Below are 22,412 nucleotides of genomic sequence, written 5' to 3' on the forward strand. Positions count from 1 at the left end.
ATTCTCGCAGCAGACTTTTGAGTTTTTGAGTCACGTTGACCAACAATGTGTCTCCGACGGGATGCCCCAACGAATCGTTTATTTGTTTAAAACGGTCGAGATCGACATATAAAACGGCGATGTTCTCCTTTTTCCGTCGATATTGCCGTATAGCCATACTGAGGCGGTCATAGAACAATACGCGATTCGGCAATCCGGTTAGCGAATCGTGTGTAGCAAGATGTAGCAGCTGATTCTGGGTTGCCGTCAATTCGGATATGTCGGTATCAAAAATAACGATGGAGGGTTTGCCTTGATAGGTTAGTTTGTGAATGCTCGATTGGACGGGATACATCTCACCGTTTTGCGACCGATGTCGGGAAATCGCACTCATAACCGGCGTGTCGCTTTCTAGGTAATGGAGAAAATCATCATCATAGATATCGGGAACAATCTCTTGTAATCGGCATTGGCACAGTTGTGAAAGGGTGTATCCCAAATTTTTAAGCGCCCCGTTATTGGCATAGACGTATTGCAGTGTTTCCGCATCGACGATATAGACTTCGACCGACGTGTATTGCACAATCGCGGCCAGTTCTTCATTATGGGTTTCAAGTTGTATCTGCTGAGTGATATCTGTCCGAAATCCGGCGATGATAAGAGGGTTTCCCCCATCGTCGTAGAGGATTTTGGCACGATCGTATATCCATAGCCAATGACCGTTTTTATGCCGTATCCGATAGCGTACATGGGCACTTTCGACCTTTTCGGCAATCGAGCTGTAGAGTACCGCCAGTGCCCGTTCTCTATCATCGGGATGCAATAGCGCTTTCCACGATTCGACGGAACTTTGGTATTCATCTTCCGAATAGCCGATGATCTCAAGCCACCGTTTGGAGACGAATGTGGTATCTGTGAGGATATTATATTCCCAAATACCGTCTTCTGCAGAGTTGATGGCGAATATCAGTTGCTTAAGTTCGTCTGATTTCACATGATCTTGCGTTATTGTCGGCGAAAAAGAGCCGTTGTCCATTCTGGTAAACCTCTTATAGTTTAATGCGCCAATTATTATGGAAATACAATAACATATTTTTTTATGAAAATTGTTTTAAACAGGCGTTAAAATAATTTATTGCTTCATCAGTGCTGTTTTTGTAACGAACGATTGCCCGTGGGTAGTGCGGGAGAGGAGAATCGAAGATTTTTCTTTCGTCTGAGAGGATTTTGGGATCTATATGATCCAGATGCGGCAGCCACTTGCGGATATACGCTCCTTTTGTATCAAACTTTTTAGTCTGAACGTAAGGATTGAACACACGAAAGTAGGGTTGAGGATCGACTCCGGTTCCCGAACTCCATTGCCAAGAGAGAATATTCGATGCCGCATCGTAGTCTATCAAATGGTGTGCGAAGAAAGCTTCTCCCCATTGCCAGGGCAGCAGCAGATTTTTGGTAAAGAATGAAGCGCATATCATCCGGATACGATTGGGCATCTCCCCGGTTTCCAACAGTTCGCGGATGCCCGCATCGATAATCGGGACACCGGTAGAGGCGGTGCAATATGCTTTGAAATACTCTTGGTTTTCCACTCCGTGAAACGGATATCGAAAGTTTTGGTAGGAGAGATGGGGAAAATGGTACAAAAGCATTGCGTAAAATTCTCGAAAAATAAGTTGTCGGAAATAGGGTTCCGTATCGACCCCTTGAGTTTTTTGATCTCGTAACCAGCGCAAAAGGGCGCGTATAGAGAGCGTTCCGAAACGCAGATCGACTCCCAAATGCGATGTCGCGTTTAATGCCGGGTAATCCCGATCGGTGGAGTACGTTTTTAGGGCAGATGCAAACGAGCGGAGTTTATCGCGGGGAGAACACTGCTGAAAATCGCTGAGAGATAGAGGATTAAAGCCGATCGCTTCCGCTGAAACCGAAGAGATGTGATGGTATGAATCGCGAATGCGGTGTATTCCGTCGTAGTCAAACGGACATAAAGATTGACGAGCCGGCAGATATTCTTGCATATGCTCAGGCCGAAAAATCTTTTTAACCTGATTATAAAAAGGGGTAAAGACAAGATAGGGGTTTCCGTCGTTTTTGAGTACCTCGTCCGGGCGGAAGATATAGGTGTCCTGTAGGAGGCGAAAGGGAAGCACATGAGAGATCTCACGGTCGCGTTCGAGCGCATAAGGGTCATAATCTCCGGAAGCACATACTTCATCGTAGGACCCGCCTGCTAAAAGCCATCTGAAAACATCGACTGGTTTCCCGTAAAACAGGGCAAGATTCAACCCTTTTTGTTGAAGCTCGGTTTTGAGTTTGACCAGAGTCTGAAAAATAAAGCCGACACGCCGATCGTTTCGTTCCAAAGAGTCCAAAATTTCAGAATCGAAAATAAAAATAGGGAGCACCTCTCCCTCGAATGAGAGCAGAGGATTGTCTTCTGTCCGCAAATCACGGCGAAACCATAAGATACGGCGTTTTTTATTTTCCGGCATCGATATGCGAACGCAAGGCAAGCGTTTTAGGGTAAGGATTGAGAAACGTTTGCTCTAGCAGATAATCGACTTGATAGTGCGCTGCATAGAGTGCGATGGTAGAGAGCGGGACGATCAGGGGGACGATTTTCTCTGCGTATTCGGCAAATTGAGTATGTAATACCTCTTTTTCGATTTTGGAGAGGTGATTTTTCAAAAAACCGGCCATGTGTTCGAGAACGTTGCGATTGCGTTTGATAGAACTTTTTTGTGCAATAGCGGTTTTATAGAGGGTCTCATAGAGTGCTATTTGTATTTCAAAGTCATAATGTTCATGATTGGCGACAATATTCCCTAAGGCACGATACATTTTTTCATCTTTGGATTGGAGCATGAATTTACGGGTGGTATGGAAACGGACGAGTTCACCCGGAGAGGGATTCGCGCTTTTAAACTGCTCAAAATCGTTGTAGGCGAAAAGCTGCATGATGAAATTTTCTCTCAGCCACGGGTCTTGGAGCCTCCCTTCCTCTTCCATAGGAAGCAGCGGATAGCGTTCACGGCACAATGCGGCAAAAAGGCCGTCTTCTTTTCCTTCGCACATTCCGTTTTCAAGATAGAGTTTGGCACTTTTCATCCCGCAGCTCGGAGATTTCGATTTGAAAATTATTCCGGATATAGGATAAGGGCTTAGCCGATTCAGCTCATTACGGCATGCATGGAAGAGTTGTTCGGTAAGATCGGTTCCGTTTTTGTTGGAATGAACATGAATCTTCTCATCTTGACGCATCAGACGAACCGACGGTCTGGGAGTTCCAAAAGCGAGATGTTCCGGACAAAAAGGGATAAATTCGGCCAATTGTCCTAATTCATCGGTAATAAAACGATCGTGTTTATGACCTCCGTCAAAACGGACCGATTCTCCTAACAAACAGGCAGATACGGCAATTTTCATAGAATGTCTCCCACTTAACGGAATTATTTTTGAAGTTCGTGAGAAATTTTTTCTAAATGCCCTTTCGGTGCATGTTTCGGCGGCTGATAAGAAGAGGTGTCTTTGATCGGGAGGACAAATGCCAAAAGGATAAAGATGAGACTAAAAACGATGCCGCTTAAAAGAGCTAATACAATTTTGAGTTTTTCATCATCCATTTGTGTCTCTCCGCACTCTCTGTAGTGGGAGTATTATACTATAATTTATAGAGGAGTTTTTTAAGAGAGTTTTCCGGATGAAACGAGATGGTTTACTAAATCCATATTTTTCATGACGCGATTATAATAAGGACGATTGACGGTTCCGCCGTTGTAACCGCTGATAGCATAAAAATGGTCGATACGTTGTTCATGGAGTAAAATGACATAGTGCGTAGCGATACGGGCTGAGAGTTTGATATCTCCTAAAAGGCGCCCCGCCAGCTGAATATCGCTCAATTTGTTGAGCCAACGGAGTTTTTTAACATTTTGCGCTACATGACGTGCGGTAGCGACTTGAATTTGCATCGGCCCCAGAGAAGCCTTGGTAAGTGATTTTTTATGTCGAAAATCGCCGATCGTATTTTTGCCGGCGCTGCTTTCGGTCAGACAAATAGCGCTAAGTGTATTTTCATACGTTTTACCGTGTTTGTCGGGAATGGATTTGGCGACATCGCGTACCGTTTGTAAAACATAAAGTTGTTTAGGAGTCATTTTATTGACGAGATTATCGCCGAAAACGGATAGTGTCAGGAGTATCAATAGGGAAAGAAATCTCAAAATTTTGCACCTCTTAAATTGGATGTGGAATTTTAGGGTACTCGGCGGGCGATAACAATGGTGTAAACTTTTTAAATAAATGAGTTAAGAAAAACAAATAGAAAACATCCATATGCCACCGCCTATAGGGAAAGCCGACTTTAAGATTGGGAGAAATAACAGTTTTAATATGTTAATATATATGAATAATATTGATGTTAGTTTAAGTTTAGAGGTAAAAAGTTTTCTAAAAGTGCTAAAAAAAAGGTCTAAAAAACATACCATGAGTAAAAATGAAACATTTTTTTTCCGGCTAATCGTTCTGATCGGATTGTGTAACCCGCTTTATGCAAAAAACGGGGTCGCTTTACTGACATCGATCAAAAGCAATGCGGATATCGAATTGTTGGATCGTAATGTTCCGGTGAAGTGCGAACCTTTCGGCATCATACCGTTGGAAAGGATGGCGGCAACAGGTGCTTCGCCCGAATTATGCCGATCGGAAATTCAGAAATTTTATCATTCCCATCCTCATTTAAAACATTTTGCACGGGAACATTTGTACATTCAACAATCGTACCATTATGAGACGGTCGGGAATCAGTGTATTTTATACGCTAACGCTCAGGAGAGCTACAGTGAAATGCTTTTGAACGAAGGGCTGGCGGTTATGGACCCGAAAACCGATAATAAAGAGTGGAATGAGAAATTCAAAAGGGCAGAGAAAGGGGCTAAAAGTCATCAAAGCGGGCTTCATGAGACTTTGATCGGAAAGTAGTGTATTAAAGAAGAGCAATAACGTTTTGGCTTATGATTGCTCTTCGCTGGTGAGATAGATCCAATACTCTTTATGCGTTCTTCCCTGATCGAGAAAATAGAGCTGCAAGATAGCGACCCGATAGAGGGTAATAATCATTTTCGCAAACGGTATCGCCAATGCGGCCGAAAGCCACCATGATTGCCGGCGGCTCCCTTTCGAGAGGATCATCTCTTCGACTCCGATGTTTTTGCTCAGATATAAGCCGAATGCAATCGAAAAAATAAAATTGAGTATTAATCCGAAAATGGCATATGAAAAAACATACGTCGAGTCAAAATCGATCATATCATTTTACTCTTTATAGTTGTTGATCGCGTCTTGAAGTATTTTAGCCGCCGCCGCTTTATCTTCAAATCCTTTTACTTTTACCCATTTGCCCGGTTCGAGCATCTTATACGTTTCGAAAAAGTTTTTGATTTTAGCCAATGTATGTTTCGGGATATCGCCGAGGTCTTGGATTTCTTCAAAAGTAGGATCGATTTTTGACGTCGGAACGGCAAGAAGCTTTTCGTCGATACCGCTCTCGTCTTCCATAATCAAAACACCGACCAAACGGCAATTGGTGACACACCCCTCAACCATAGGATATTCGGTAAGGATCAAGATATCTGCAGGATCGCCGTCTTGTGAAAGGGTTTTGTTGACGAAGCCGTAGTTGGCAGGGTAGTACATTGCAGAGTGCATGACACGGTCAAGTACCAAAGCACCGCTCTCTTTTTCTACTTCGTATTTAATATTGGACCCGCACGCAATTTCGATAATTGCTTTTACTTTATCAGGGTTTTCGCCGTAGCCGATTTTACTTAAATCCATGGAGTACCTCTTTTAACATTGTAATGATGGGATTGTAGCCAATCAAATTTTAAAGATAGCGTAGGGTAACACCTTTTTTGCGCTTTAGGCGTTATACGGGCATGGTAAATAATCTTTAAACATCATTGCGATAAAATCTTCGCGTTACGATTTGATTACACCAAAAGGATTGCGAGTGTTTTTTGAAAGCATCAAAATCATGTTTCTGGGAATGGGAACCGTATTTTTGTTCTTGATTATCATGAACTATTTAACGATTCTTCAGTCCAAGATTATTCTTAAATATTTCCCCGAAGCGCCCAAAGCGCCTGAACCGACACGTGCGGCACAGGTTAAACGGAGTGATGACAAAGCAAAAGTCGCCGCAATAGCGGCAGCGATCCATCATCACCAAACTACCCAAGGTTAGGACTCAGAATGGCCAAAAAATATATTGATATCATGGATACGACGTTTCGGGACGGATTTCAGTCCGTTTTCGGAGGGCGTGTCCTCATGGAAGACTTTTTTCCCGCAGTCGAAGCAGCAAAAGAAGCGGGAATTCGCCATTTTGAATTCGGCGGAGGCGCTCGCTTTCAAAGCCTGTTCTTTTATTTGAATGAAAACGCATTTGACATGATGGACCGTTTTCGCGCCATCGTCGGTCCGGACGCGAATCTGCAAACTTTGGCCCGCGGGGTCAACACGGTTATGCTTGATACCGGAAGCCGCGAATTGGTAGATTTGCACGCAAAAATGTTTAAAAAACACGGAACGACTACGATCCGTAACTTTGATGCTTTGAACGATGTAGAAAACCTAAAATATTCGGGTGAGCGTATCGTTCATCACGGCCTTAAACACGAAGTTGTCGTGACGTTGATGGATTTGCCGGCAGGCTGCGAAGGGGCACATGACGTCGCTTTTTACGAACGTACGCTTAGAGAAATTCTCGATTCCGGTATCCCGTACCACTCGATCTGTTTTAAGGATGCGAGCGGAACTTCAAGCCCTCATAAAATCCACGAAACCATTAAAATGGCTCGCCGCCTCGTACCTGAGGGGACTCATTTACGCCTTCATACACATGAAACTGCCGGGGTCAGTGTAGCGGCGTATCTCGCAGCGCTGGATGCAGGAGTAGACGGCATCGATATGGCAGCCGCTCCGGTGAGCGGCGGTACTTCCCAGCCGGATATTTTGACGATGCTGCATGCGGTCAAAGGGATGAATTACGACCTAGGCGGTCTTGAACTCGAAAAAATCCTCAAATACGAAGACGTATTGGGCGATTGTCTGAAAGATTACTTCATGCCGCCGGAAGCAACCCAAGTCTCACCTTTGATTCCGTTCTCTCCTATGCCGGGGGGTGCACTGACGGCAAATACCCAAATGATGCGTGATAATAACATCCTTGATCGCTATCCTGAAGTGATCCGTGCAATGCGCGAAGTGGTTGAAAAAGGGGGATTCGGCACATCCGTTACTCCGGTATCTCAATTCTATTTCCAACAAGCACTCAATAACGCATTAATGGGACCGTGGAAAAAAATCGCTCCGGGTTACGGACGCATGGTCCTCGGGTATTTCGGTAAAACCCCAGTCGCTCCGGATCCTGAAATCGTGCGTATTGCCGCAGAGCAGCTTTCACTCGAACCGACGAGTGAACATGCCATCGACCTCGCCGATAAAGATGAAACAAAATCAATCGCATTCTGGACTAAACGTCTTGAAGATGAAAAAATTGCGGTTACCGACGAAAATATTTTCATTGCCGCTTCATGCGATGAAAAAGGGATCGCCTTCTTGAAAGGCGACGCCGTGATCAACGTTCGCAAAAATATCCCCGAAGCCGTTGTCCCTGCCGGACATGCGCCACAACCAATCAAAAAAGAAGGAACCAAACCTATGCCAAGTACAACCGGAAACTATACTGTCGTCGTAGACGGCCAAAAATACAACGTGCAAATTGCTGCAGGAAATGTCGATGTTCAAGTGATTCCTCATGTGGCTACGGCCGCACAGGCACGTGATGAACTTCCGGCTGCTGAAGGCGCTGAAGTACGTGCTATGTTGCCGGGTTCAGTGTTTAAAATTATTGCTGAAGCGGGAACTGCGGTTCAAGAAGGGGACAAAATCATGATCCTCGAATCGATGAAAATGGAAGTGGACATCGTCGCTCCGTGTAACGGTGTGGTTCAAAGCGTTCTGGTACGTCCGAATGATAAAGTTGTAGAAGGCCAAGCATTGGCAATCGTCGGATAATCACGTGATGAAGCGCCTATTTTTCACTTTGATTTCCGTATTTGCGTTCTCGACGGGAGCTATGGCTTCCGAAGAGATAAGCACTGTGAGCGTCTCTGTGGAGACGAGCACGGTTACCGAAGCATCTGCTCCGGCTGAAGCTCCGAAAAAAAGTACCTATCGTGAAGAAACCTATCAGCCTGCCGCATTCGGAGATATGATCAAGAGCTTTTTTGATACGACCGGCTTGAATGCGTTTATCAATGCTAAAGAGGGATTATTGAGCTCTTCGGGACAGGTAATGAGCGATTTTCACCAAACGTGGGGACGTGTTATCATGATTTTGGTAACGTTCTTGCTCTTTTATTTGGCCATTGCTAAAGACTTTGAACCGTTATTGCTTCTTCCGATCGCTTTCGGCGGTTTGCTGGCAAACGTTCCGATCGCTAACATTGCGGGACCGCACGGCTTTTTGGGTATCATCTACAATATGGGGATTGCTAACGAGCTTTTCCCTTTGTTGATTTTCATGGGTGTCGGTGCGATGACCGATTTCGGTCCGTTGTTGGCAAACCCTAAACTGTCGTTATTGGGTGCTGCGGCGCAATTCGGAATTTTCGGCACGTTGGTAGGTGCTTATGCACTGAGCCAATTTACACCATGGTTCGACTTTACGTTGCAACAATCATCCGCTATCAGTATTATCGGAGGAGCGGACGGCCCGACATCGATTTTCATCGCGTCGTCATTGGCTCCTGAACTTTTAGGGGCGATCGCCGTAGCATCGTATTCGTATATGGCATTGGTTCCGATCATTCAGCCTCCGATCATGCGCGCGTTAACAACACCGGAAGAGCGTAAAATCCGTATGCATACATTACGTCACGTTACGGCTCTTGAAAAGCTTCTTTTCCCGTTGTTGGTATTCGTAATGGTTATCTTGATTCTTCCGGATGCAGCTCCGTTGGTAGGTGCTTTTGCATTCGGTAACTTCTTGAAAGAATCAGGTGTTGTCGATCGTTTGAGCGATACGATGCAAAATGCATTGATCAATATCGTTACGATTTTCTTAGGACTCGGTGTCGGTTCAAAATTGGCAGCCGATCAGTTTTTGGTGGTCGATACTTTGGCAATTTTGGTTCTCGGTCTACTGGCATTTTCTGCCGGTACGGCAGCCGGCGTTATCATGGCTAAAATCATGAACATGTTCAGCAAAGAAAAAATCAACCCGTTGATCGGTTCGGCCGGCGTTTCGGCTGTACCGATGGCGGCACGTGTATCGCATAAAGTGGGGATGAAAGAAGATCCTCAAAACATGCTTCTTATGCACGCTATGGGACCGAATGTAGCCGGTGTAATCGGTTCGGCGGTCGCTGCGGGTGTAATGCTCTCTATCTTCAAATAAACTCAAAACTCCCTTTTCCGGGGAGTCTTTTTTTTAGTCAATATCCAAAAAATTTTTATTTCGGCAAAAGCTTTGTTGTCATCTCTCCCATTTTTTCAACGATGAGAGGGAGGATATTTTCGCTTTTGGTTTTGTCGATAAAACCGTCAGCTCCCAATCCCGCCGCTTCGCGTTTGTTATTATCTCCCGTCATAGAACTGTTGACAATGATCGGAATGGATTTGGTATTTGGATTGGCTTTGAGTTGTTGGATAACGGTAAATCCGGACATTTCAGGCATTTCGATGTCGGTGATGACGGCAGGAATTCGATCGGGATTCGGGTGTCGTGCGATAAACTCGACCAGGTCTTTGCCGTTATTGAAAATCTGATAGCCGATTTTGGCATGCTCAAAAATTTGGCGAAGGTGACGCTGTGCCGTTTTAGAATCTTCGGCAATTAATACGACCCCGTTTTTAAGTTTTTCGGGAATCGTCATATTGGCAAGCGATTGGACAGACGATTCAACATTTACCATTGCCTGCGGTATAACGTCGGCCAAGAGTTTTTCATAATCTAAAACGAGGCACAGGCTTCCGTCATCGAGACGAGTGTCGTTTATGACCAGTCCGTCGTCCCCTAGGCGATAACTGTCGGGAGCATGCATTTCGTTCCAGTTCTTTTTAATGACACGATAGGCATACATAATACGAATTCCGATGATTACGCCGTTGAAATCGCAGATCAAAAGGTTGGATGCTTTCTTTTTTTCGTCACTGAGCTCGACACCGAGCCATTTGGGAAGGTTCAGTATCGGGATTTGAAGTTCGCGAAGTACGATAGTACCTTCCAGCAACGGGTGTGCCCCCGGAATTTGAGTAAGATAGTGCCGTTTCGCTTCTACGACTTCACGGGTTTTAAAAACATTGATAGCATAATAGGGAGATTCCTCAGCCGCATCGATTTTAAAAACCAAAAGCTGCACTTCATTGTTTTTGGCAAGGTTTGTCGCTGCGTCGACGTGTTCCAAAAGAGACATTGTGACCTCAATAATTTTATATTTCTTAATCATATCCTATTCAGGAGGTTTTTTTACTAAATTCTAAAGGGTGGTGACTGTAAAATACCGATAACATCAAGAAGGAGCGACGATTGTGCGTATTATAACCGTATTGACAATACTGGCCGTTGCTCTGGGGGCAAAAGAGTATTATGCCAAAGTCGAGCCTTACGAGATATTCAACGTCTCATCAAACGTTTCGGCTGAAGTCCGTTTCGCCGACAGCGCCAATCAAGGGAAAGTATTGGGGAAAAATCCCTACATCGTGATGGATGACAAATTGGATAAAATCGAGCTTTCAAGCGTCGAAAACAAAATCCTCTCCCTTCAAAAAACATTGGAACATAATCAGGAGATGAGTCGAAATTATGAGCAGATGGTTTCGATGAAGCAGGCTAATTTCGACCGTATCAAAGATTTGAAAATCAAATCAACGGTTGAAAAAGATCGGGAATATTACGATCTGCTCGGAAGTCAAAACTCTTTATTGGCACTTCAAAAAGAGATCGAATCGCTCAACATTCAGTTGAACGATTTGAAACTTCGCCGTGCGCAGTTGCTGAAAAGTATCGCAGATAAACACCTAAGCGCTCCGGGATTCGTTTTGTACCAGTTGCTGGTGAAGGCGGAGGCGTTCGTGAATCCCGGTACGCCGCTGGCACAGATTGCGGATGTTCGAAAAGCGAAACTGACTTTGTATCTTAGCGCTTCGGAAGCCCGGGAAGCACAAAACAAAGCGATTTATCTCAACGGAGCCAAAAGTACGTATAAAATCAATCGATTATGGAAGATTGCCGATGCGGCAAAACTCTCCAGTTATCGGGCGGAGATCGTTATCTCACCTCCGGAACGGTTTTCACAATTGATGAAAGTGGAATTCAAATGAGCCAGACGACGGCATGCCCGCTGGATTGTTATGATGCCTGTCGGATCGTCATCGATGAAAAAGGGGCGATTAAAGGGGATAAAACCCATCCCGTGACACGCGGATATCTTTGTCCCCATTTAAACCATTTCCAGCACAACGAGCGCATCTGCACTCCGAGATTGCACGGTGAAACGATCTCTATGGACGAGGCGCTCGATATCTTGATTGCGACATTGCGGGAGACGAAGCCGGACCATGTTCTGTATTATCGCGGAAGCGGCAATGTGGCTTTGATGCAGCGGGTGAGTGAGCATTTTTTCGCTTCGATCAAAGCGGTAGGGACTTCAGGCTCGCTGTGTGACGGAGCCGGAGAAGCCGGAGTCCTTCTCGGGCGGGGTATAAATCATGTGTTGACGCCGCAGGCATTGACTCAAAGCGAAGTGGTCGTGTTCTGGGGTCGGAATCCTCATGTAACCCATTCGCATCTTTTACCGTTTTTGGAAGGAAAAAAGATCATTGTCATCGATCCGGTTAAAACCGCGATCGCCAAAAAAGCCGATCTACATATTCAGATCAAACCGCACGGCGATTTGCATCTGGCCCTTTTATTAAGTCGTTTTGCCGTGATCGAGGGAATTTACGATCGGGATTATCTGGAAGAAAATGCAAGCGGATACAGTGATTTTTATGAATTGACCCAAACCGTCAGGATCAAAGCGACTTTGGAAAAAATCGATGTTTCCCTCGGGCAGATCGGGGCTGTTTTAGAGATGATTCAGGGAAAAAAGACGGCGATTCTGGTCGGCGTAGGGGTGCAAAAGTACCGCAACGGTGCCGATGTTGTCCGCGCGATTGACGGATTCGGCGCCATCATGGGGTTGTTTGGAAAACAGGGGTGCGGCGTCAGTTACATGGGAAGCTCTCTGGAAGGGATCGAAAACCCGTTCACACCGTTTTCGAATCGGGTCAGTAAGCCCACCGTCGATTTTTCAAAGTATAATTGCGTGTTCGTTCAGGGTGCCAATCCTTTGGCGCAAATGCCTGATACGATCCGTGTCCGCGAATCGTTCGATAGGGCCGGATTCAAAGTTTATTTCGGATTGTATGAAAACGAAACGTCCCGGTCGGCTGATTTGGTCATACCGGCAAAGACGTTTTTGGAAAAAAATGACATTCGCAGTTCATACGGCGATTATACGCTTCAAGAGATGCCGCAGATGTCGGGAAATGAATTCGGGATTAGTGAATTCGAATTGACCCGCAGGCTGTGTGAAGCATTCAGGATCGTGCTGGAGAGCGAAGAAAAATATTTGGAGTATTTCCGATCAAAGATCGAGTACGATGAGGGGACGGGATACCGTTCCTCAAGGCCAAACATCGCTTATGAAGAGGGGTTTGCCGAAGGAGAATTCGTTTTTATGGATGAGGTTGATTTGGAAATCGATACGGATGAAGGGTTTCATTTCATCACAGCTAAATATCCCAAAGGGCTTAATTCTCAGTTTCACAGGCCATCGGGTGTCTATTTCCATCCCGAAGCAGGGTTTGAAGCGGGAGAAAGTGTGTTGCTGGCATCATCCGTCGGATCGGTAGAGATGGAAGTCAGGCACGATGAGAGGCTGCGGCAGGATTGTCTGCTGATCTATTCCGGGACACCGGAGGTCAATGTGCTGACTCCGCCGCTGCTAAGTTATGAAGGCGAAAATGCCGTATATCAAGAATTTAAAATAAAGGTTACAAAAATATGACGAAAAATTTTGAAAATTATGTATTGCCTACGTACGGACGACAAAAAGTGAGTTTCGTAGCGGGTAAAAATGCCGTTTTGGTCGATAATGAAGGGAAAGAGTATATCGATTTCGCCGCCGGAATCGCAGTATGCAGCGTCGGACACGCCAATGAACGTCTGACCAAAGCGATCTGTGATCAGGTATCCAAAGTGATCCATGTCTCCAATCTCTATTACATCGAGACTCAGGGTGAATGTGCCCGCAAGATTGTAGAACAAAGCGGCTATGACATGAAATGCTTTTTTGCCAACAGCGGTGCGGAAGCGAATGAAGGTGCTATCAAAATCGCACGCAAGTACGGAGAGGTAGAAGGAAAGCCGAAACGGTATAAAATCATTACACTCGATCATTCGTTTCACGGACGTACGATTACGGCCCTCAAAGCGACGGGACAAGAATCGATGCATAACTATTTCGGGCCGTTTCCTGACGGATTTGTCTATGCAAAAAACATCGATGAGATCGAATCGCTGATCGATGATCATACCGTGGCGGTCATGCTCGAACTGGTGCAGGGAGAGGGGGGCGTACAGCCTCAGGACAAAAAGAAAGTCCAAGCTCTCGAGCAGTTGCTCAAATCACGCGATATTTTGCTGATGGTCGATGAAGTTCAAACCGGCATTTACCGCACAGGGGAATTTTTAGCGTCCAATCTGTATGAGATTACACCGGATGTGATTACTCTGGCCAAAGGTCTGGGCGGAGGCGTTCCGATCGGAGTCGTCATGACGTCGAAAAAAGATATTTTCGCTCCCGGAGATCATGGGTCGACATTCGGAGGGAATTATCTCTCCACTGCGGCGGCAAACGAGGTTCTCGATATTCTGTCCGAAATTAAAGAGAACGGCGTATTGGATGAACAATTGATCTATTTTGAAACTGCGTTGGCAAAATTTGCAGCGGTTCATCCGGCTATCTTTTTGGAACATGTAGGTCTGGGGATGATGCGCGGATTGCGTGTCGTCGATGCCGAAACTCTGGGCAAGGTGATCAATGCCGCACGTGAAGCGGGTGTTATCGTCCTCAAAGCGGGGCGTAATACCCTCCGTTTTCTCCCTCCGCTGACGATTACCAAAGGAGAGATCGATGAAGGATTCGTGCGCCTTGAAAAAGCGATGGCTTTTCTGTAGTCTTCTGTGCTCTTTTTCGCTGAGTGCGGATGACATCCTCTCCGACCTCAAAGAAGAGCAGTTTAGGTACGATTACCGCAAAGCACAGCTTCAAAGCGATATGTTGCGCGATTCGTGGCTGCAACCTTTGCAGCTTCGCTATTCATACGGAAAAAGCGATCAGTATGACGGCGACAGTACGACGCAAAACGCCGCGATTTCGATCGATCAGCCGATTTTCAGGAGCGGCGGAATCTATTACGGGATCAAGTTTGCCGAAGCCTCCCGCCGGTACTCGGCACTCTCAATCGATGCCGCACGCCAAAAACTGATTAAAGAAGCGGTATCGCTTCTGATGCAAATACGCCAAAGTGACTTGCGTATTGCGAAACAGGAGCTGCTGATCGCCAATGCCGGATTGAATCTCGAACTGAAAACGGAAGCGTATCTGCACGGAGATCTCGATTCCGGATTCTTGGATAACGCCATTATCGATAAAAACGTACTGATACAGTCACTCTATGATCTGCAAACGCTTAAAGAGCGCCAGATAAGCTCGTATGAAAGCATCAGCGATGCTCCTTATGCGACGACGCCGGTGCCGAAACTGACGCTGATCGAAGAAGATGCCTTTACCTCCGAAGCGATAGATTTGGGGCTCTCGGGACACGAGATGGAAAAATCCCGTTGGAACAGCAACGTGACTCGTGCCAAGTACCTTCCTCAGATAAGTCTCAATGCCGGATATAACTGGAATAAAATTGAAAATCCCGCTTTTGCGGGGAGCGTCATACCGATTCGAAACGAGAGCCGCTACACGACATATGGAATGAGTGCGTCGATGCCGATCGATTTCAATGAGTTTCGGGATATGCAAATCGCCCGGATCGAAGAGCTCAAAGCCGGTGTCGCCTTTGCGGATAAAAAACGGGAACTTCAGGCGCTCTATCGGCAAGTGCGTCATAATCTGGATAACAGCGACAAAAAAATCGCATTGGCACATGAAAACCATGCTTTGTACGAAAAGTTGTTGAATGATACGAAATCGCTCTTCCAAGCAGGGTATAAAACTCAATACGATGTGGAGATGCTTGATAACTCGGCTAAAATCCAGGATATCGAAATCGGGATTTTAGAATACGACAGACAGCTTGAACTTCTGAATCTTTACGAAAAGGTGAACGGTGCGATTTAGCGAATATATGAACGAATGGCTTTACGGAGAGCAAGGGTATTATGCATCGTACCGTCCGATAGGGAAAAAAGGGGATTTTTATACGGCGGTCAGTACTTCCAAGTTTTTCGGCGGCTCAATCGCCAAACATATTCTTTCTCGCATTGATGAAGGATTTTTGCGTACCGATTCGCTTATTTGCGAGATAGGAGCCCATCACGGCTATTTATTGGCGGATATCATCGAATTTTTTCATACACTCCGTCCCGAATTGTTAAAAACATTGCGTTTTGGGATTGTGGAGCGTTTCAGTGCATTGCGAAAGGCACAGCAGGATTATTTTGACGAATCGTTCGGCAATACGGTCACATTGGAGCATTACAGCGATCTGCAGGAAGTACATGAGCAATGTACGTTTTTTATTGCCAATGAGATTTTCGATGCGTTCGCCTGCGAACTGTTTTATAAAGGGAAGATCGGCAGCGTCCGGAACCATCGCATCGTGTTTGAGGAGGAATCACCTGAAATCGCCGCTTTAGCCCAACGGTATAATCAAGATCGGGGGGAAATCGCGATAGGCTACGAATCGTTTGCATCGGTCATGAACCAAACATCGGAACGATTCGAGTTTATGAGTTTCGATTACGGAGAACTGGATGCGCGAAGCGATTTTTCGATCCGAGTCTATCAAAACCATCAGGTCTATCCGTTGTTTGACGAATCATTAGACTTGGCGGAGAGTTTCGGCGGAAGCGACATCACGTATGATGTCAATTTCACCCATGTCCGCGAAGCGTTTGAACAAGCAGGGATTACGTGCGCCCAATACGCGACACAGCTCGTCGCTCTGATCGAGATGGGGATATTGGATCTGTTGGCGATGCTGAAAGAACATACGAGCGATGAGATCTATCAGCAGGAGCTTGAAAAGGTTAAAATCCTTATTACCCCCTCATTGATGGGTGAACGGTTCAAAATGATCCGATTTGTCAAGGAGTAGATGATGTTACGTGCCCTTCTCTTGATAGTATGTTCTATGGCGGTTTATGCAGGAGAATTGCATGAGGCTACTTTTGAGGGAGATATTGCGAAGATTCAGACACTATTAGATCAACACCATAATGTCGATGAACAAAACGATGCGGGGCTGAGTGCCTTGCATGTCGCGATCAAACTCGGCGATCTGAAAATAGCCCAATATCTTTTGGATCGGCATGCGGATATCAATGCGCAGGATTTTCAGGGGAATACCCCCTTGATATTGGCGGTCAAGAAAAAAAATTTCGACTTGGTGACGTTCGTGGTACTGCACGGTGCAGATATCAATTTGGCTAACAATGATGGAATCACCCCCTTGCATCAGGCGGCTTTCAGCGGCAATGTACAAGTAGTCGATTTTCTGCTGAAAGCCAAAGCCGATCCCCATCTCACCAACAACGACGGAGCGACTCCGTACGATTTTGCGATAGCGAAAGAAAATTTTCTGATCGCATCGATGATTAAACTCTATATGTAGGAAACGGTATGCAGATAAAAGTAAACGGCGAATTTAGGGAAATAGAAGAGGGAGCGACCCTTTATGCACTTATCAGCGCTTTGAAGCTCGAAGAAAGAGTCATGGCTGCAGCGTTGAACATGCAGATCGTCAAGCAGGAAAAATGGAAAGAAGCGAGACTGCAAGAGGGGGACGTCATCGAACTGCTCGATTTCGTCGGAGGCGGATAAATTCCAAATATCTTTTAGTGTGATTCTAAACTACGGCTGAATAATCATATTAGCCTGAATTTTTTATCAGGATATTTTATGATTATCAGTTACTATGAGTATCAATACTTTTATGGCGAGGAGGATACTCACGATGCAACATCAGCTTATGGCATTGCCGTATGAACATTCAGCACTCGAACCTTATATTTCTGCCGAAACGCTCTCATACCACTATGACAAACACCATGCAGGATACGTCAATAAACTCAATTCTCTGATAGAGGGGACCGAATTTGTCGATGCGGAACTGGAAACGATTATACTCAAAGCGAGCGGGGCTGTTTTCAATAATGCGGCACAGGTCTATAATCACGATTTTTACTGGAAAGGGCTGAAGCCCGGTCAAAGTGAACTTTCCAAGGAATTGGCCGATAGAATCGATGCCGCTTTCGGATCGCTGGAGAGTTTAAAAGAACAGTTTTTAAGTATAGCGGCCGGATTTTTCGGTTCGGGATGGATATGGCTGGTATTGACACCGGAAGGGGAACTCAAGATTGAGACGACTTCCAATGCCGATACCCCGATACGCCATGGACAAAAACCGCTGCTGACCTGCGATGTGTGGGAACATGCGTATTATATCGATTATCGAAATGCACGTCCCAATTCTCTTTCACACTGGTGGCCTCTCATCAATTGCGAATTCGTTTCGGAAAATTTCGCAGCGGCGAAGAGGGGATAGCCTAGCCGTTATTCGTACTGCGGAGGAGTTTATCGTACTTGGTTTTGAGAAGCAGGTATTCTTTGTGTAAATCCTCATAGGCCTGTTTATAGTCGATCTCATCCGTTTCGGCCGGAGCCGTAGTCGTTGCCGGAGGAATTTTTGCAGGTTCATCGAGGAGGATATAGGTGACTTCTTGGCCGTTTTCTTCTTTCACAATCGTCGGAAGTTCTCCGTTCATAGTCTTTTTGATGACGGTATGGATACTGAGCCGGTTACGGGAAGCATATTTTTGAATGGTGATCAAGCCGGTTGATTCCATGAAGCGGTTTCCTTGTAGTAATGTATTAAAGGGATTTTTGTTCCAATGCGACGACGGCAATCGCATAGTCGCCGTCATGGGTAATGGAAACGGATGTATCGGTGATAGCGAATCGGTCGCGTACCAAGGGGGTGAGGCTCAAGCACGGAGCCCCTTTGGAGGTTTTGCTGATGGTAATATCGTGAAAACCGCACTCTGAGCCGATACCGCATCCGAGCGCTTTGGCACAGGCTTCTTTTGCAGCCCAAAATCCGGCCGCATTACGGTAGTTTTTGACGAGAAGGCATTCATCTGCCCCCAAGAACCTTTTTAACCCCCGATCGCCGAAACGCTCGATGAAACGTTTCATCCGATCGAGTTTAATCAAATCGATTCCGATCATTGCACCACAAAATCGGTAAAATAGATATTTTTAACTTTACCGTCTTTGAGATGCATATTCAACTCGTTGACGATCTGCTCTTTGAGTTTTTCTTTTCCTTTTATGGTCGAAATCTCTTCAAGAGATTTGGATGAAAGGATGCGGATGATGATATCCCGCAATACCGGCTTTTTCGTATCGAGTTCGGCACTAAGTTCTTCACCTTCGATTTCCAAGTTCATTTCCACTTTCAGATAACGGCGGCCGCTTTCTGAGAGGAGATTGACGGTAAAACCGTCAAGAGGGTACATCAATCCGACTTCCGTCATCGATGCATCGGAAGGAGTGCTTTCACCGCTTCCGCCTGCCGAAGCTTCTTTTGCTGCCGGAGCAGATTTTGCGGCGGCTGCGTCTTCATTGCCCATTAACAAGAAGGCGACAACTCCGCCGATGATCAGAATCAGTAACAGTACACCGATAATGACAAACAACAGTACATTGCTTTTTTTCTTCCCTGATTCTTCCGTACCGGTCTCTTCTTTTTTCTCTTCGGCCATCCATAGCTCCTAATCGATAAAGTTATTCCTTTATTGTAGCGAGAAAGTTATGAAATTGTCACGTGTCATAATCGAAATTTTGGTAAACTTACCGAATGAAAAGAAGGAAAACTAGATGGTAGAGAGATTATTAGGCTATATCGGTCGTCCGTTTGTCCGTTTTTACGATACGATTGAAAATTTCGGTCAGTTCGTTTTGTTTCAATTACAGCTTTTTAAACTCTATCCGCATGTTTTCAAACGCTCAAAAACCGTATTGACGCAAATCGAGGTGATCGGGATGGGGTGTATGGGGGTTGTAACCCTCACGGCACTCTTTACAGGTATGGTTTTGGCCATACAGCTTTACAACGGTTTTCATCAGTTCGGAGCCGAGAACTTTATCGGCTATACGGTCTTTTTCTCGATTGCCAGAGAGCTGGGGCCGGTATTTGCCTCTTTAATGCTGATTTCGCGTTCGATCAGTGCGATGGCGGCAGAACTCGGAACCATGCGCGTTTCCGAACAGATCGATGCAATCGATATTTTAGGGGTTAATTCCAAAGAGTATCTGATTACGCCGCGGATTATCGCTACGGTGATATCCCTGCCGCTGCTGGTTATCTGGTTTGATTTCATTGCGATCGGTTCGGCATACATGATATCTACAAATGTTTTGGGGATTAATCCGATTACCTATCAGGAAACGCTGATGCGTTTGGGTGAGATGGATGATATCCTTACCGGAATTGTCAAAGCGGCGGTGTTCGGATTTATCGTCAGTTCGATCGGAAGTTATATCGGATATCACACGACGGGGGGAGCCAGAGGGGTAGGGCAGTCGACGATTTATGCCGTCGTCTATTCTGCCGTGGCAATTTTTGTCACCAATTACTTCTTATCGTCTCTTTTCTTGTATTTGGACTGGTAAAAGAAGGCGAGGCTAGTTGGCTAGCTCGCTGAGAGGGCGGAATTGATAGCTGTCGGGATCGTAATATTCGATCCCTCCCGTTTCAATGTCGTAGTACCATCCGTGGATGAAAAGGCGGTCTTCTTCGACCAGTTTTTTAACATAGGGATAGGTCAGAAGGTTTTCGATTTGGGTGACGATCGAGAGGTGCTCGGTCGCCCGAAGCAGCTCTTCACGCGGAGCATTGATGCCCAGCGCCAGCAGTGCCATCGATTTTGCTTTTTCACCCAGTGTCAGCCATTTTGACGTATGGATCATCGTCGTATCGCATGAAGTTTTATAAAGTGCTTCGATCGCTCCGCAGTGCGAATGACCGCAGATGATAATCTCGGAGACTTCCAGAACACCGACGGCGTACTCTATCCCCGCTGCAGTGGAGTGAAAATCTTCATCAGGTTTATAAGGGGCGACGAAGTTGCCGACGTTGCGGATGACGAAAAGATCTCCGGGATTGGACTGGACGATAAGATCGGGGATTACTCTCGAATCGGAACAGCCGATAAACAAAGCACGGGGATTTTGCCCTTCTCGAACCAGATCGAGAAGCTGTTCTTCGTGTTTTTTGAAATAGGTTTTTTGAAAGGTCTCGTTTCCTGCGACGAACTCTTTCAAAATTTTCGCATTCGGATGGGAAGTATTCTGGCTTAATGACACTCTTTGATTCCTAATTCGCACATGATTTGCTCGAAAACTTTGCCGCCTTCTCGGTCACAATCGTCATGATACTCAATCGTGATCATTTTTTTACCGCCGACAACATCGCCGCCGTAAATATTCGGCTCTATCGAGCATAGAGGAGTACAGCTTTTGATCGCTTTTTCGATTTTTTCTTTCTCTTCATCAGTCGTATAGGCTAATGAAAGCTTACAGTAGCGTTCCTCGGATTTGTGGTCTGCAAAAATAGAACAATCGGCCATATTGTCATCCTTTTCGTACTTTGTCATTGTGATTTATTATACCCGCTTCTGCGTTAAAACCGCGTCAAGATTGTTAAAACCATTCTAAAAGTTTGTTGACTTCATCGATTTCATAACATTTTATGGCGGTTTTTTCAAGCGGTTTTTTCGGGATCAGCGCCTTGGTAATTTGTTGCGAAGCGGCCTCTTTGAGACGCAGGTCGAGTTGAAATACTTCACGGATATCGCCTACTAAAGAGACTTCGCCGATAAAGACCGTCTCTTTGGAAATAGCACGGTTTCTGAAACTGCTGATGATCGCGGCAAGGATCGCCAGATCGGCGGAGGTTTCGGTGATCTTGATCCCTCCGGTGATATTGATAAAGACATCGTAGCTGTTGAGAGGAATCTCGAGTTTACGCTCCAAAAGTGCGAGAAGCATATTCAGACGGTTGTTTTCAAATCCGGTAGCCTGACGTTTCGGGTTGGGAGCATGGGTATCGCTTACCAGTGCCTGCACTTCCAAAACGATAGGACGTGAACCCTCCATAATGACGGTCAAAGCCGAGCCGCTTTGGGATTTGGTACGGTTGAAAAATCGGGAAGAGAGATCTTTCGCAGAGACCAATCCTTCGGATCGCATCTCGAAAACGCCGATTTCACTGGTCGGCCCGAAACGGTTTTTAAATCCGCGCAGGATTCGCAGTTCCTGGGAACTGTCTCCTTCGAAATACAAGACGACGTCCACCATATGTTCCAGTACGCGAGGTCCGGCTATAGAACCCTCTTTCGTGATATGTCCGATGATGAAAATAGCGATGCGACGCTCTTTGGCAATCCGCATCAAATCAAAAGTGATCTGGCGTACCTGAGTGACCGATCCGGGAGCGGAAGCGATAGTTTCGGAGTAGAGGGTTTGGATCGAATCGATGATGATGCATTCGTAGGGACGTTCGTGCAGTTCTGAGAGAATCTGCTCCAGCCGGATCTCTGCGAGAAGGTAGAGATTGTCGACGTTCGCACCCAATCGGTTGGCACGAAGTTTGATCTGCCCTTCGCTCTCTTCGCCGCTGACGTAAAGGACGTTGCGGTTTTGTTTAGCCAGATTGGCCCCGATTTTTAGAAGCAGTGTCGATTTTCCGACTCCGGGACTTCCCCCGATAAGAACAAGCGAACCGGGAACGACGCCGCCCCCGAGAACCATATCGAGTTCGGCATCGTTGCTGCTGTAGCGTTCGGTATTTTCTTCGACGATCTGGGTGATCTCTTTGGCTTTGGCGGCTCCTGAGGGCGATGCGGTAGAGGTGAGTTTGATGATTTCCTGCTGTTGTTCACTAAGCTCTACAAAACTGTCCCATCCTCCGCAGCTGGGACATTTTCCCATCCATTTAGGGGTAGTAAATCCGCAGTGCTGACATTCGAAAAGGACGTTTTTTTTCTTGGCCATCGGAGAATCCCGTTTTATGTCATTGTA

27 protein-coding genes are annotated in these 22,412 nt (G+C 45.9%); 13 read left to right on the top strand and 14 right to left on the bottom strand.

The window, feature by feature from the left end:
- From Q0389_RS00005 to Q0389_RS00025, 5 genes are all read right to left on the bottom strand, one after another.
- A partial coding sequence (locus tag Q0389_RS00005) for a PAS domain-containing protein (RefSeq protein WP_298690085.1) occupies positions 1-1,015 on the bottom strand: 1,015 nt, incomplete at its 3' end.
- 61 nt (positions 1,016-1,076) lie between these two features.
- A complete protein-coding gene (locus Q0389_RS00010) occupies positions 1,077-2,474 on the bottom strand; it encodes a deoxyribodipyrimidine photo-lyase (protein ID WP_298690094.1) in 1,398 nt (465 codons plus the stop codon).
- On the bottom strand, positions 2,461-3,408 hold the full coding sequence (locus Q0389_RS00015; RefSeq protein ID WP_298690097.1) for a DUF523 and DUF1722 domain-containing protein: 948 nt from the start codon (positions 3,406-3,408) through the stop codon (positions 2,461-2,463). Before Q0389_RS00015 ends, Q0389_RS00010 begins: the two co-directional genes overlap by 14 nt.
- A 23-nt stretch (positions 3,409-3,431) precedes the next feature.
- Positions 3,432-3,605: a hypothetical protein gene (locus Q0389_RS00020; RefSeq protein ID WP_298690101.1), complete on the bottom strand. Its 174-nt coding sequence runs from the start codon at positions 3,603-3,605 to the stop codon at positions 3,432-3,434.
- Positions 3,606-3,665: 60 nt separating this feature from the next.
- The gene (locus tag Q0389_RS00025; RefSeq protein ID WP_298690104.1) at positions 3,666-4,205 is read right to left on the bottom strand and encodes a transglycosylase SLT domain-containing protein; all 540 of its coding nucleotides are present in this window, start codon (positions 4,203-4,205) and stop codon (positions 3,666-3,668) included.
- Positions 4,206-4,467: 262 nt separating this feature from the next.
- Between Q0389_RS00025 and Q0389_RS00030 the strand changes: the two genes are divergently transcribed.
- A complete protein-coding gene (locus Q0389_RS00030; protein ID WP_298690107.1) occupies positions 4,468-4,962 on the top strand; it encodes a hypothetical protein in 495 nt (164 codons plus the stop codon).
- 30 nt (positions 4,963-4,992) lie between these two features.
- On the opposite strand, the gene Q0389_RS00035 is transcribed toward Q0389_RS00030, so the two are convergent.
- Both Q0389_RS00035 and ppa read right to left on the bottom strand, forming a co-directional pair.
- Positions 4,993-5,289, bottom strand: a complete 297-nt coding sequence (locus Q0389_RS00035) for a hypothetical protein (RefSeq protein WP_298690110.1) — start codon at positions 5,287-5,289, stop codon at positions 4,993-4,995.
- A 6-nt stretch (positions 5,290-5,295) separates the two neighbouring features.
- Positions 5,296-5,817 carry an inorganic diphosphatase gene (ppa, locus tag Q0389_RS00040; protein WP_298690113.1) on the bottom strand — a complete coding sequence of 174 codons (522 nt, stop codon included), beginning with the start codon at positions 5,815-5,817 and terminating at the stop codon, positions 5,296-5,298.
- Positions 5,818-5,992: 175 nt separating this feature from the next.
- Here ppa and Q0389_RS00045 point away from each other — a divergent pair, with 175 nt between their 5' ends.
- Genes Q0389_RS00045 through Q0389_RS00055 form a run of 3 tightly spaced genes read left to right on the top strand, consistent with a single transcriptional unit; the run spans position 5,993 to position 9,445 of the window.
- Positions 5,993-6,226 carry an OadG family protein gene (locus tag Q0389_RS00045; protein ID WP_298690116.1) on the top strand — a complete coding sequence of 78 codons (234 nt, stop codon included), beginning with the start codon at positions 5,993-5,995 and terminating at the stop codon, positions 6,224-6,226.
- An 8-nt stretch (positions 6,227-6,234) separates the two neighbouring features.
- A complete protein-coding gene (locus tag Q0389_RS00050; protein WP_298690119.1) occupies positions 6,235-8,061 on the top strand; it encodes a biotin/lipoyl-containing protein in 1,827 nt (608 codons plus the stop codon).
- A gap of 7 nt (positions 8,062-8,068) precedes the next feature.
- Positions 8,069-9,445 carry a sodium ion-translocating decarboxylase subunit beta gene (locus tag Q0389_RS00055; RefSeq protein WP_298690122.1) on the top strand — a complete coding sequence of 459 codons (1,377 nt, stop codon included), beginning with the start codon at positions 8,069-8,071 and terminating at the stop codon, positions 9,443-9,445.
- Positions 9,446-9,500: 55 nt separating this feature from the next.
- On the opposite strand, the gene Q0389_RS00060 is transcribed toward Q0389_RS00055, so the two are convergent.
- On the bottom strand, positions 9,501-10,463 hold the full coding sequence (locus Q0389_RS00060; RefSeq protein ID WP_298690126.1) for a chemotaxis protein: 963 nt from the start codon (positions 10,461-10,463) through the stop codon (positions 9,501-9,503).
- Between the two features lie 115 nt (positions 10,464-10,578).
- Here Q0389_RS00060 and Q0389_RS00065 point away from each other — a divergent pair, with 115 nt between their 5' ends.
- From Q0389_RS00065 to Q0389_RS00100, 8 genes are all read left to right on the top strand, one after another.
- On the top strand, positions 10,579-11,370 hold the full coding sequence (locus tag Q0389_RS00065; protein WP_298690129.1) for an HlyD family secretion protein: 792 nt from the start codon (positions 10,579-10,581) through the stop codon (positions 11,368-11,370).
- On the top strand, positions 11,268-13,100 hold the full coding sequence (locus Q0389_RS00070) for a molybdopterin-dependent oxidoreductase (RefSeq protein WP_298690132.1): 1,833 nt from the start codon (positions 11,268-11,270) through the stop codon (positions 13,098-13,100). The genes Q0389_RS00065 and Q0389_RS00070 overlap by 103 nt, the downstream gene beginning before the upstream one ends.
- Entirely contained in the window at positions 13,097-14,272 is a 1,176-nt protein-coding gene (locus tag Q0389_RS00075) for an aspartate aminotransferase family protein (RefSeq protein ID WP_298690135.1), read from the top strand. Before Q0389_RS00070 ends, Q0389_RS00075 begins: the two co-directional genes overlap by 4 nt.
- Entirely contained in the window at positions 14,229-15,446 is a 1,218-nt protein-coding gene (locus Q0389_RS00080; RefSeq protein WP_298690138.1) for a TolC family protein, read from the top strand. Before Q0389_RS00075 ends, Q0389_RS00080 begins: the two co-directional genes overlap by 44 nt.
- Positions 15,436-16,425 carry an SAM-dependent methyltransferase gene (locus tag Q0389_RS00085; protein WP_298690141.1) on the top strand — a complete coding sequence of 330 codons (990 nt, stop codon included), beginning with the start codon at positions 15,436-15,438 and terminating at the stop codon, positions 16,423-16,425. The genes Q0389_RS00080 and Q0389_RS00085 overlap by 11 nt, the downstream gene beginning before the upstream one ends.
- A gap of 3 nt (positions 16,426-16,428) precedes the next feature.
- The gene (locus tag Q0389_RS00090) at positions 16,429-16,941 is read left to right on the top strand and encodes an ankyrin repeat domain-containing protein (RefSeq protein WP_298690144.1); all 513 of its coding nucleotides are present in this window, start codon (positions 16,429-16,431) and stop codon (positions 16,939-16,941) included.
- Between the two features lie 8 nt (positions 16,942-16,949).
- A complete protein-coding gene (thiS, locus tag Q0389_RS00095; RefSeq protein WP_298690147.1) occupies positions 16,950-17,150 on the top strand; it encodes a sulfur carrier protein ThiS in 201 nt (66 codons plus the stop codon).
- A 133-nt stretch (positions 17,151-17,283) separates the two neighbouring features.
- Entirely contained in the window at positions 17,284-17,874 is a 591-nt protein-coding gene (locus Q0389_RS00100; protein ID WP_298690150.1) for a superoxide dismutase, read from the top strand.
- A 1-nt stretch (position 17,875) separates the two neighbouring features.
- On the opposite strand, the gene Q0389_RS00105 is transcribed toward Q0389_RS00100, so the two are convergent.
- Genes Q0389_RS00105 through fliL form a run of 3 tightly spaced genes read right to left on the bottom strand, consistent with a single transcriptional unit; the run spans position 17,876 to position 19,093 of the window.
- A complete protein-coding gene (locus Q0389_RS00105; RefSeq protein ID WP_298690153.1) occupies positions 17,876-18,175 on the bottom strand; it encodes a hypothetical protein in 300 nt (99 codons plus the stop codon).
- Positions 18,176-18,200: 25 nt separating this feature from the next.
- Positions 18,201-18,557: a holo-ACP synthase gene (gene acpS, locus Q0389_RS00110; protein WP_298690156.1), complete on the bottom strand. Its 357-nt coding sequence runs from the start codon at positions 18,555-18,557 to the stop codon at positions 18,201-18,203.
- The gene (gene fliL / locus Q0389_RS00115) at positions 18,554-19,093 is read right to left on the bottom strand and encodes a flagellar basal body-associated protein FliL (RefSeq protein WP_298690159.1); all 540 of its coding nucleotides are present in this window, start codon (positions 19,091-19,093) and stop codon (positions 18,554-18,556) included. The genes acpS and fliL overlap by 4 nt, the downstream gene beginning before the upstream one ends.
- A 115-nt stretch (positions 19,094-19,208) precedes the next feature.
- Here fliL and Q0389_RS00120 point away from each other — a divergent pair, with 115 nt between their 5' ends.
- Positions 19,209-20,003, top strand: a complete 795-nt coding sequence (locus Q0389_RS00120; RefSeq protein ID WP_298690162.1) for an ABC transporter permease — start codon at positions 19,209-19,211, stop codon at positions 20,001-20,003.
- A 12-nt stretch (positions 20,004-20,015) separates the two neighbouring features.
- On the opposite strand, the gene Q0389_RS00125 is transcribed toward Q0389_RS00120, so the two are convergent.
- The 3 genes from Q0389_RS00125 to radA all read right to left on the bottom strand — a co-directional run bounded on the left by Q0389_RS00125 (position 20,016) and on the right by radA (position 22,385).
- Positions 20,016-20,696: a carbonic anhydrase gene (locus Q0389_RS00125; protein ID WP_298690165.1), complete on the bottom strand. Its 681-nt coding sequence runs from the start codon at positions 20,694-20,696 to the stop codon at positions 20,016-20,018.
- Positions 20,687-20,959, bottom strand: a complete 273-nt coding sequence (locus Q0389_RS00130) for a hypothetical protein (protein ID WP_298690168.1) — start codon at positions 20,957-20,959, stop codon at positions 20,687-20,689. The genes Q0389_RS00125 and Q0389_RS00130 overlap by 10 nt, the downstream gene beginning before the upstream one ends.
- Positions 20,960-21,032: 73 nt before the next feature.
- Entirely contained in the window at positions 21,033-22,385 is a 1,353-nt protein-coding gene (gene radA, locus Q0389_RS00135; protein ID WP_298690171.1) for a DNA repair protein RadA, read from the bottom strand.
- Positions 22,386-22,412 lie beyond the last annotated feature (27 nt).

Origin of the sequence: uncultured Sulfuricurvum sp. (assembly GCF_937936435.1) — a bacterium.
In the GTDB taxonomy this organism is placed as follows: domain Bacteria; phylum Campylobacterota; class Campylobacteria; order Campylobacterales; family Sulfurimonadaceae; genus Sulfuricurvum.